Raw genomic sequence first — 9,886 nt, forward strand, 5'->3', positions numbered from 1 at the left:
CCGGCAGCGGAGGCGCCCCGGTGGCCGGCCCGTCCGGCACCTCGCCCGTCAACCGGGCCGCACGCTCGGCCAGTTCCCCGACGACGGCCTGCAACTCCTCGAACCAGGCGACGACCTCCGGGTACGCGGCCGCCACCGCCTGCGCCTCCGCCAGACGCTCGTGCGGGCCGGCCAGCCGCGCGACGAACGCGTCCGGCGTGGCGAGAGAGTCCAGGTCCGCGCGCAGCGGCGCCAGCACCTGCGCGTCGAAGTCGGCGACGAACCGGCTGACGGGACGCGGGTGCGGGGCCTGCGGTGAGGGCGGCGGGGAGGACGGGGCGTCCGGGTCGGTGGGCGGCTCCGGCTCCGTGATCCACCTCCGCAGCTCGGCGATCAGCTCCGGCAGCGAAGCGGGCGCCGCGCCCTGGGTCCCGAGCGCCGTCACCCCCTCGTCGAGGTCGGGCCGTACCGACACCACGGGGAGCAGCAGCTGCCGCGCCCCGAAGTCGCACAGCAGCCGGTCGCCCGGCACCAGCCCCGTGTCCGTCCCCTCGACCAGCAGCTCCGGGCGCGCCACGAGACCGGCCTCGGTGAGCAGCGCGGGCCGGTGGCGCCGTACCGCCAGCTCGTTCCAGGACGGGCGGGCCGTCAGGTCCTCGTCGGTCTCGAAGGTCCGCGGCTCCTCGTCCGGGCCCGCGGGGACGCTGTGGCTGCGCGCGCCGCGCCCGATCACCACCGGCAGATCCCCGGCGCGCGGGTCGCGGTCGAGGGTGTACGCGAGGTGGGTGCCGGCGGCGAGCCCGGGGCGCGGCCGGTGCCCCACCAGCCGCCCCAGCAGCACCAGGGAACGCTGCTCGTGCGCGGTCCGCAGATACCCCTCGTCCGCGATCCGCTCACTGTGGAACGTCAGCATGTCACCGAGGACGGCCCAGGCGTCCAGCAGCCCGATGGACGGGTCGTCGGGGGTGCGTACGGTCAGGCCGCGCAGCGCCGGGTACGCGGGCGAGGCGAGCCGGTCGAGCATCGCGGCGAGGAAGGAGCCGTGGTCGCCGACGCGGTAGTGGAGGGCGTCGAGGCCGGGCGGGTTGTACGGCAGGGGTTCGGCACGGCGTTCGTCGTGGCCGCCGCCGTCCCCGTCACAGCCGCATCCGCAGCCGTCCGCCGTCGTACGGTCCGTCATCGCCCACCCCCGAGTTCGATGACCAGCCGGCCGTTCTCGGGCCGGTCCGGGTCGTTGTCGCACCGGGCGATCTCCAGCGGTCCCAGCCGCAGCACACCCGCCTCCAGTTCCCCTTGGTCCTCGTGGAACAACCGGCGCAGCCGGGTCACCACCACACTCCGCACCCCCGGCACCGCCGCGGCCACCGCCACCAGCCGGCTCACCCGCACCGGCTCCCCGAACGTCACCGCGTCCGGATGGAACATGCCCCGCCGCCCGCCGGGCAGCGCGCGGGCGCCCAGCACCCGGTACAGCTCCGCCAGGATCTGCCCGTGCTGATGGCCGGGCGTGGCGCACACCCCGACCACGATGTCCAGCGGCACCGCCGAAGCGGGCCGCACCACCAGGTCGTGCCCGATCCTGCGGTAGCCCTCCAACGCGCAGCGCACCGTGTCCAGCAGCTCCTCGGACGGCTCCCCCGTCCCGTACGCGTCCACCGCGACCTGCGCCTCCCGCACACTGCCGGTCCACCGGATCTCCGCCGCCGCCCGCTGGACGCCCGGCAGCCCGGACGCCAGCGCCGCGTAGTCCTGAGCGGTGACGGCCCGCAGCAGGGTGCGCCGCGGGGCGAGCGGGGCCAGTTGCCGCACCTGCTCCACCGGCTCCGGCTCCGTACCGCCCACCGCGGGCAGCGGATTGCGCACCCCCGCCACCGGCGGCGGCGCCGCGCTCTCCGACTCTTCGGGGGAGCGCCGCAGGACGAGGTGGTTGATGGCCTCGGCGCCGACGTTCCCGGCGCTGCCGCCGCCGGTCCGGTAGTGGACGGTGAGCCGGCCGCCGGGCGCGGGCCGGGCCCCGTACCGCCCGTCGCCGAACCGCAGCGCCAGCCGCCCGTCGTCCTCCAACTCGCCGACCAGATGCCGGTCGCGCGGCCCGCTGCCCAGCAGATCGCGGCGCGGCAGCCAGGGGGCGCGCGGCCCGCCGTCCCGGTCCGTCTCCGTGAGGCGTACGGCCGGCAGGGCCTCGCGCGGGTCCTGGCGGACGGCGGCGGCCGGGCCGTGCAGCACCGGGTCCTCCGGGTCGAGGCCCTGCGCGTACGCGGGCCCCCAGGTGTGCGCGATCTCCCACGCGATACGGCCGTCCAGCACCGTGCCCGCACGGGCGCGGGCCGTGAGCACCGCCAGCCGCCGTCGCTTGGACGCCAGCAGCCGCGGACTGCGGTGCAGCAACTCCCGTAACGCCCGCACCGGATGCCGCTCCAGCTCCAGCTCCTCCAACACCCTCGGCCCGAACAGCACGGCCAGCCCGGCGAACTCCGTGTCGTCCGGCCCGTCCCCGTCCCGGGCCGCGCGCCACAGCTCCACCAGCCACTCCCGTACCCGCCCCGGGGCCGCCGCCAGCCGCTGCGCCTGCCCGGCCGCCACCTGTCGCGGGTCGGGGAACGGCACCGCCTGGACGATGGGGGAGCGGCCCAGCACCGGCCGGAACCGCGGCACGAGCCCCGGGTACACCGACTGCGCCAGCAGCGTCCGCAACGCCGCGGCCTGCGCGTACGCCGTCCCTGGCCGCACCCGCTCACCCCGGGCCCCGGCCGGCTCCAGACCGATCCCGGCCCGCTCGGCCGCCTCCTCGCCGACGGCGGTGAACAGCCGCCGGACCTCGTCCGCCGACAGCTCCCGCCCGTCCTCCGCACGGTCCGCCAGTGCGCCGATCAGCCGCGCCACGTCGTTGCCGCCGTGCCCGCCGTCCGGGCAGCCGAACGCCGGCGGGCCGCAGGAGGGCAGGACGGCGGGCACGGGCGGGACGGTGACGGTCTCGGGCACCTGGCCCTCGCCGCCGTCCGACGACCGGCCGTGGTCCACCAGCACCACGTTCCCGCGCGCCACGCTCACGTCCTCGACGACGGCGCAGCCCCGGCCGCCGCGGGCGGTCAGCCGCAGCGGGAACGCCAGCGCGTCCTGGGCGGCCCAGGCGACCTCCAGCACGGGCTGCTCCAGCAGCCGGTCGACGCCCGGGGTGACGGACGTCAGCCGCACCACCTGGCGGTGCGCCGGGCCCTGGTCCCCCGGCGTCCCCGTACGCGGCCCCTTGACCTCCTCGAACAGCAGCAGATCCCCGGGCTCCAGCGCCAGCTCCCGCCGCTCGCACCCCTCGTCGGCCCACTCGTCCACCAGCGTCGCCGAGGTGGCCCCCTTCGGCAGGACGCACACCTCCCCGCCCCACGTCCACAGCCGGACGGTGTTGTGGCGGGGGAGCAGCCGCAGCGGCGCGTCGTGCGCCAGCGGCTCGAACACCTCCAGCGAGCCGCGTTCGCCCAGCACCTCCAGGTCCCGGTCGTCGATCACCGTGCCCGCCTCCGGCCGGTCCCGCGGCCCGTACGTGCGGAGGTCGACGGCCGCGAAGCGGTACGTCCCCGGCGGCAGCGTCAGCGGCTCGGTCACCTCCACGGTGACGAACGCCCGCGCGTTGCAGCCGTCGTGCATCGGATAGTCGATCAGCCGCACGTGCCGCCGTACCGAGACCCGCCGCCGCGCGGTGTCCAGATACGCCTCGGTCGCCACCGCGTCCTGCTGGTAGCTGATCCGGTCGGCGGTGTACGCGAGCAGCTCGGCGACCGTCGTCCCGAGGTCGGCGGCGCCGCGCTCGACCCAGTCCGGCGTCGTCAGCCGCAGCCGGTCGAGCACGACCTGCCGCAAGGTGGTGTAGTCCCGCGCCGTGTAGTCCATCACCGGCGCCGGGCCGGCCGACCGCGGCACCCCGCCGTCGTCCTCGCCCGCGCAGTCGAACGGGGCCGGGCAGCCGGGCCGGAACAGGAACTCCGCGGAGAAATACCGCTGGTCGAAACCGGGGTACGGCTCCGTGCCCGGCCGGCCGTACGGGCCGGTCTCGACCACCGAGAGCCGGTAGGGGGAGAAGTCCCCGGTCCGGTCCAGCGTCACCAGCAGCCGGTCGTCGAGCTCCGGGTCGTCCTCCCGCTCGACGACGGTCTCCAGCGCCTCGATCCCGGTGATCCGCCGGCCGCCGTCGATCCGGATGTTCTCCGGACACAGCCCGTGCGGCGCCTTGCCGAGGAAGGTGACGGTCAGGGTGATCCCGTCGTCGTCCACCTCCACCGCGTCGACGCCGTTGCGCCGCGCCTCCCGGACGCGCGCCCGCCGGCTCACCTCCGCATCCCGCGTACCGCCCGTCACCGCGCCCCCCGTCCCTCGAACACCTCGTCACGGCGGTCACCGGTGGCGCGTACGACATGGCGCAGCGACACCCGCACCACGCCGTCCTCGCTCACCACGTCCAGCGACTCCACCTCGATCAGATCGCCCAGCTCCCGCTGCAACGCGGCCTGCACCGACAGCTCCACGGCCGACGCCAGCTCCGGACTGTTCGGCGTGAACACCAGGTCCAGCAGCCCGCACCCGAAGTCCGGCCGCATCACCCGCTCCCCGGGACCGGTGAACAGCAACTGCTCGATCAGGTCCCGTACATGCGCGGCACCACGTGCGTGGGCCGTACGGCCCCGCCGGTCCACGCGGTACGGGAACGCGAGGTCCGTCCGTACCCGCCTCACCGGACGCACACCTCCCCGTCCCGGCCCACGGGCGCCACCACCGGCGGGCCCTGCGGCACCAGGGAGGCGCTGAAACACATCCCCGCGCCCGTGTCGAGCAGCACCGGCACCCCGTCGACCCGCACCGCGTCCTGCCGCCCGTCCGCCGTCCAGCGCACGCTGACGCACGGCTGCGGCCTGCCCTCGACGACATGCGCGCACCCGCTCACCGTGAAGCGGTCCGCCGCGGTCGCCACCGGCGCGCCACCGCTCCGTACCCCGCCCGTCCCTCCGGCCGCGGCACGCGTCACGCGCCCGCCGTGCGGACAGCCGATCGCCGTGCCGCCGTGCACGAGGTTCCCGGTCATCACGTCCCCTCCTCCCCGCCCGGTCACCGCTTCCTCGGCACGGTCAACCGGCCCTTGTTGACATCGACCTGATCGCCCGCCAAAGAAATCGATACGCCGTTTCCATTGCTGAGGTGGACGCCGGTCGCATCGATCCGTACATACGCGCCACCCGGCGCCTGGAGCAGAATTCCCTCGGCGGGAACGTCCGACAGCACGATCTTGTGTTTTCCCGGCGTCTGGATCACCACCGGATGCGCGGTCGCCGGGTCCTTCCGCGCGTCCTCCGGCAATTCCTCCCGCCGCCCGTACCAACACCCCGTCCACACCGGGAAACTGGGATCGCCCTGCTCGAACTCCACCCACACACCGGCCCCGACGGACGGCACCACCACCTGCCCGGCCCGTTCCCCGGTGAACGGGAAACACGGCAGCGCCCACGTGGAAACCTCGTCCCCCAGCACATCGGGACACTGGACCCTGAGCCGCCCGATTCCCTTCGGGTCGTCGTTCGCCGCCACCCGGCCACGGAACTTGCCGAGAAAGCGGTTGTTCGATGCAGCAGCCATGCGCGGTTTCTCTCCTCAACGGAACCCGCGTGCCGACGACGCGATACGGCCTAGGGCCGGACCGTGCCGCCGCGCGCGATCAGTCCCTCCCTGGACAGCGTGAAATTCTGGAGGTACGAGCCGGGCCGCAGATTGTGCGTCACGGTCTTGACGTAGTAATCGCCGTCATAGGTGATCCCGGCGCCCCGCACCCCGACCAGTTCCCTGGGCCGCAGTACGTACCCGTGCCGGGTGACGTCCAGCGAACCCGAACCCGAGACGACATCCGCGCTGGTGACGGCGTGCCCCAGCGCCTGGGCCCGCGCCAGCTGCTCGTCCATCTTCGCCGTGCCGCTCAACGTCCTGCGCTTGAGCGCGGGCGAGGCACGCAGCCCCAGCGGCGGACGCAGCGGGCTGATGTCCGGCTGGGCCAGCAGCGGCGCCTGCCGCGTCACCGGGTCCTGCACCCGGGCCTGCGGCTCCTCCCGCGCCGTCCCGTCGTACGCGAACGTCAGCTGGTCCACGGTGGAATCGGCGTCCATATTGACGTTCAGGGCGTGCTGCCGCCGGCCGAGCCGCTGCTCGGGACCCCAGAACGCCGTGGAACGGCCCGGAACGGGACCGGGATCGAGGTAGAAGGTGTAACCGTTCGCCTGCGCCAGCTCGTTCACGTACTGGAGATCGGTCCCGGCCTGATAATCCACCCGCACCTGTTCGCGCGGCGGCTGCGGAATCTGCTCACGGATGATCCGGGCGTCGATCCCGTAATCCGCGTACTTCCCCAGAATCCGCTCCACCCGCTGCGAGGGCGCCAGATTCGGATAACGGTCCGTCCGCTCCTCCAGATCCATCAGCAGCGTCAGATCCTCACCGGTCACCGTCAGCGTGCTCTGCCCCGGCACATTGCTGGCCCCGACCTCCTGCCGCACGATCACCCCGTCCAGCAGCACCACCGGAGTGCCCTTCAAAGCCACCGTGACGATCACCCGCGTCCTCGGGTCGAAGAACCCCTCGGGCAGCAGCCTCTCTACCAGTGCGCCCTTCTTCGTCAGATCGAACGCCAGCTGAAAGCCACTGCGTTCACCGGCCGTACTCGTGATCTGCGCGGACAGCAGCGCCTCGGTCACCTCCCGCGGAACCCACCGCGCCGACTTGGGGCCCATGTACAGCGACACATGAACGGGCCCGTTCCCCAGCGGCTCGTCATCCACCGTTTCCCACCCCCGGACCACCACCGAATCCACCCGGCTCGCCCGGGAATGCCCCCGGCAGCGGAACGGCGACCTCCTTTCCGGGCTCGGCCGTCAACTCCCGGGGATCGAGCACCGGATTGGCGTCCGCGATACGCCACCACTGCCCCGGGTCACCGAAATACCGCTGCCCCAGATGATCCGGCCGCTCCCCACTGCCGACCGTGTGCACCACGGTGTTCTCGTCCCCGTCCGCCAGGGCGGGCAGCAACCTGCGCTCGGCATACCGCACTTCGGTCCCGTCGGGCATCCGGTGCACCCCGATCCCGATACCGCTGTACCGGCTGCCGCGCGGATACGGATGCGCGCCCGGAACATCGTCCAACGCGCTCTCATACGGTTCGATCACGCCTCAGATCCCCCTGCCCCACCCCAATTGCGCCGCCGTCCCGCCCCGCGCCTTCCGCGCCAACTGCTCCTTCTGCGCGAGATGCGCCAGATACAGCTGCGCACCACGGTGCCCCGCCGGCAGATCGCTCACCGTCAGCACCTTCATCCCGATGCTGAGCGACGCCCGTATCGGATTGAGCCGCACATCGAAAGCGGACTCGTTGACGGACAATTCCGTGAGCCGTACCGGCATCACCCGCTTGCTGCCCCAGGTGAACAGCGTCAGCGGCGTCTCGATCGGACTGATCTCGATGGTCCCCTTCTGCGAGAGCTTCGACGCCGCCAGGATCTGCGCCACGGTCGGCTGCACCAGCATCTCCAGCACCGCCAGTTCCGGGTGTATCCCGTCCGGCGCCGCCACATCGAGCTGGTCCGTCGCATCGATCTCCGCCGTGAACTTCCACGTCTCCTGCGCCGGCCCCTTCAACCGCAACGCCTCGTTCCGGTCCCCTCCGCTCCCACCCCCACCACTGTCCTGCTCGCCCCCCGCCGCCTGCGGCGCCACCTGCCGCTCCAAGGTGTCGGGATTGAACTGCAACACGATGATCCGACGCGGCGTCCCGAGCTCGGGATCGACGACGACGAGGCCGGAGCGGAGGGGTTTGGGGATGTCGGCGTAGGTGGTCACAGGCGGGCCTCCAGCCGGGTACGAAGCGGCCGGTAGTCGTGCTGCGGGAAGAGTTCCGGGAAAATGTTCAGCATGGCCGACAGCTCGGCCGTGATGCTGCTGAAGTCGTCGGAACTCAGCGAAACGTCGGCGAACAGGTAGTGCCAACCGCCGGCCCCTTTGGTGATGTGGAGTGCCGCCAGGTATCCGCAGTAGTCGAGGTCCAGCTTGAACGCCCCGCGCCGGAAGTCGTGGTACCAGATTTCCGGCGCGGGGGTGTCCGGCATCAGGCGCAGGGCCGCGAAGGTTCCGGTGCCGCTGCCGGGGTGTTCATCGATCACGCGAAGTTGGGAGTACAGCTCCTTCTCGAAGTCCGAGGAAGCCCAATCCTGTTCGGGGGGAAGGGAGCCCAGGGCAGGAAGGAGGTTGCTGAAACTGAATTCACCCACCAGTTGGACGTCGCCCTGTTCGAGGCGCCAATGGCAGGAGACCCTGTTGAAACGCATGTAGCAACGTTTCAGAGACGGGTCCAGCGTCACGCCGTGCAGGATCGGAATGAGGGAGAAGACGGTCTCGACGTCACTGTACTCAGCCGTCGGACGGCCCGGTTCGCTGAAATACAGATGGACCGGCGGGCTGTTCTTCAGCTCCTTCAGTGTGGCGCGCAGGCGGGCTTCGCATTCCGTGAGCTGTTTCATCGGGACACCTTGCTCATTCGTCGGTCGCCGTTACGGTTACGTGTATTCAATGAACGCCCTGCGGTCTTTGATCGCCTGTTCCACCTTCTGATGGATGGACATGTCGGGCCGTCGGCTCTTTTTTTCGTACACTGCGAGCCTGCTGATGAGGTCACTCTCCCCCAGGAAGGGGGTCTGGCGTGCGAGTTTCTTGATGGCCTTCCCGTATCGAGCAGGCGCTTTTCCGTTCGGGAAGTACTTCCCGAAGGCCCGCCTGATGAGCATCGTGGACTCGTGCGGGTCGTTCACCCGGATCGGGTGGTTCCCGCCGGGCCTGCGCGGCAGAGGAACGGGCTCGCCGTAGCTCTTCCTCGGGTCGAACGGCTTCTCGTACCACTTGTCGCCGTCGCGACCGTAGGTGTTCCAGCTGGTGGTGATGTGTGAGGGGAAGTCCTGATGCGGCGCAGGATGATAGGCGACCTTGACGGTGTACCAGATCATCGAGGTGTCCGATGCTCTGGCGGCATCATTCGCTTCCAATTCCACGTTCGTCGCGAACCGGCTGTTCACGCGCTGTGGAGCCGGTACCAGGTTGGAGCCCGAGGCGAGCCCTCCCAGGCGCTCGGTGAGAAGATGCATGCGCACGATGATGTCGGGCCAGCTGTGCATCGCCTTGGTCCACCCAACGGGATTGCCCGGGAACGCGTATTTGGCGTCCTCGCCCTTGGGAGTCTTCTTCTGAAGGTAGTGGGCCTTGGTGAGCGCCGGAGCGCGGACGCCGTCCACGAAAGGCGGGAAGACGGTCGGCGGTAGGTCAGTCGCGGTGCCTTTGCGCTTGGCCAGATACGTGGCGAGCCTCTCCATCATGCCGCGCAGGACGTCGTACTCCTGGGGCTGGACGGTGGTGGGTATCCGCCGTTTTCCGGAGGGGTTTGTCGACAGGCGTGGCGACATGCGGTCCTGGGTTCTTTCCACCGCTGGATAAAGTCGCTGCGCGCTGCCGAGTACCCGCTCCTGTGTCTGCTTCTCCGGGCCGTCCTGCATTTTCTGTATGTCTCTCTGCCAGTCGCTGAAAAACTTGCCCATCAGTGCTGGATCGCTGTGCACGACGAGATGGGAGTTCCTTGTGCGCCCGTTGAAGAGCAGTGTGTGGATTTCGCCGTTGTCCATCCGGAAGCGCACCCTCGGCAAAGCGGGAGCTTGTGGTGTCTCGGCGGGGCGTTGTTTCCTGCCCGGCTTCCGTGGTTGCTTTCCACGGCGGGAGTGGTGGCCGTACCTCCGTCGAAGGTGGCTTCGGTGGCCGTGCCACCGCTTCCGCATCCGATGCGCGTGCCCGTGCAGCCTGCGGCCGAGCTTGCGGCCCTTGCCCATCAGGCGGCGGGCGG

The 9,886-nt window shown here is 71.3% G+C and carries 9 protein-coding genes and 1 pseudogene; all 10 read right to left on the reverse strand.

All coding sequences use genetic code 11. The features are described 5' to 3' along the window. Positions 1-1,159 (reverse strand): annotated as a pseudogene (locus AC51EU_RS22260) (putative baseplate assembly protein); the annotation flags it as partial. After that, positions 1,156-4,302 (reverse strand): putative baseplate assembly protein, encoded by a 3,147-nt coding sequence (locus AC51EU_RS22265; protein ID WP_496268798.1) that lies wholly within the window; start codon positions 4,300-4,302, stop codon positions 1,156-1,158. The gene AC51EU_RS22265 and the pseudogene AC51EU_RS22260, both read right to left, overlap by 4 nt. A gap of 23 nt (positions 4,303-4,325) precedes the next feature. Next, positions 4,326-4,712, reverse strand: coding sequence for a GPW/gp25 family protein (locus AC51EU_RS22270; RefSeq protein ID WP_496268799.1), 387 nt, complete (start codon positions 4,710-4,712; stop codon positions 4,326-4,328). Beyond that, the gene (locus AC51EU_RS22275; RefSeq protein WP_496268800.1) at positions 4,700-5,050 is read right to left on the reverse strand and encodes a hypothetical protein; all 351 of its coding nucleotides are present in this window, start codon (positions 5,048-5,050) and stop codon (positions 4,700-4,702) included. Before AC51EU_RS22275 ends, AC51EU_RS22270 begins: the two co-directional genes overlap by 13 nt. A 23-nt stretch (positions 5,051-5,073) precedes the next feature. Further along, on the reverse strand, positions 5,074-5,598 hold the full coding sequence (locus AC51EU_RS22280) for a phage baseplate assembly protein V (RefSeq protein WP_496268801.1): 525 nt from the start codon (positions 5,596-5,598) through the stop codon (positions 5,074-5,076). 50 nt (positions 5,599-5,648) lie between these two features. After that, positions 5,649-6,788: a hypothetical protein gene (locus tag AC51EU_RS22285; protein ID WP_496268802.1), complete on the reverse strand. Its 1,140-nt coding sequence runs from the start codon at positions 6,786-6,788 to the stop codon at positions 5,649-5,651. Next, positions 6,781-7,176, reverse strand: a complete 396-nt coding sequence (locus AC51EU_RS22290; RefSeq protein ID WP_496268803.1) for a LysM peptidoglycan-binding domain-containing protein — start codon at positions 7,174-7,176, stop codon at positions 6,781-6,783. Before AC51EU_RS22290 ends, AC51EU_RS22285 begins: the two co-directional genes overlap by 8 nt. Before the next feature lie 3 nt (positions 7,177-7,179). Beyond that, positions 7,180-7,845 (reverse strand): hypothetical protein, encoded by a 666-nt coding sequence (locus tag AC51EU_RS22295; RefSeq protein WP_496268804.1) that lies wholly within the window; start codon positions 7,843-7,845, stop codon positions 7,180-7,182. Next, on the reverse strand, positions 7,842-8,522 hold the full coding sequence (locus AC51EU_RS22300; protein WP_496268805.1) for a hypothetical protein: 681 nt from the start codon (positions 8,520-8,522) through the stop codon (positions 7,842-7,844). Before AC51EU_RS22300 ends, AC51EU_RS22295 begins: the two co-directional genes overlap by 4 nt. A gap of 36 nt (positions 8,523-8,558) precedes the next feature. Further along, positions 8,559-9,671: a hypothetical protein gene (locus AC51EU_RS22305; protein WP_496268806.1), complete on the reverse strand. Its 1,113-nt coding sequence runs from the start codon at positions 9,669-9,671 to the stop codon at positions 8,559-8,561. Positions 9,672-9,886: the final 215 nt, after the last annotated feature.

This window comes from Candidatus Streptomyces philanthi (genome assembly GCF_059553635.1).